2 protein-coding genes are annotated in these 531 nt (G+C 56.5%); both read right to left on the bottom strand.

Annotated features, from left to right (window positions below):
• Positions 1 to 57 precede the first annotated feature (57 nt).
• Entirely contained in the window at positions 58 to 375 is a 318-nt protein-coding gene (locus NMG80_RS06400; protein WP_254017364.1) for a hypothetical protein, read from the bottom strand.
• Positions 376 to 402: 27 nt separating this feature from the next.
• Positions 403 to 531 (bottom strand): DUF1236 domain-containing protein (locus NMG80_RS06395; RefSeq protein WP_254017365.1); only part of this gene is annotated, 129 nt, incomplete at its 5' end.

Here is a 531-nt window from a genome sequence, read left to right as displayed (position 1 = left end):
CGCGGCCTGCGGAGAGGACCGCATCTGATTGGAGGGGTGCTAGGAGCAGCGTGCCTACTACGACTTCTTGGTCTTCCAATTCCTCTTCGGTTTCGGTGCCGATGTAGCAGGAAGAGCAGTTTGGGCCTTCAGTCGTTGCTCCCGCAGCCGAGCTGTCTTTGCTTCTCGTGCCACGCGCTCAATGTCTGTTAATGCCCGTGCAGCATCCGACGTGCGCTCCTGTCTGTCGTGCTTTTCTTTATCAGTTAAACCTTGCCTTTCCTGCATTGTTTGTCCTCGATCTAAGGGTACGGCGCTTTTGTTGCCGCCCCGAACCATTGTCGCCAGTTCGTGTTCCCCAACCACAACAAAAAAGCCCGCCGCACCTTTCGGCACGGCGGGTTGTCGTCCCAGTCGCTTAGGTCATTCAATGATTTTGATGATCTTGCGCGTGCCCGGATCAACGACAACGGTCCGGTTGTCGACGACAACGGTGCGGTATTTGGTGTCGGGGACTTCATGGAGTTCGACCGTCTCGGGTAGGGTTGAGCC

The organism is Mesorhizobium escarrei (assembly GCF_935825525.1).
Taxonomy (GTDB): Bacteria; Pseudomonadota; Alphaproteobacteria; order Rhizobiales; family Rhizobiaceae; genus Mesorhizobium; species Mesorhizobium escarrei.
Note: the sequence above shows the minus strand (reverse complement) of the source record. Positions and strands in the feature narration are given on the sequence as shown.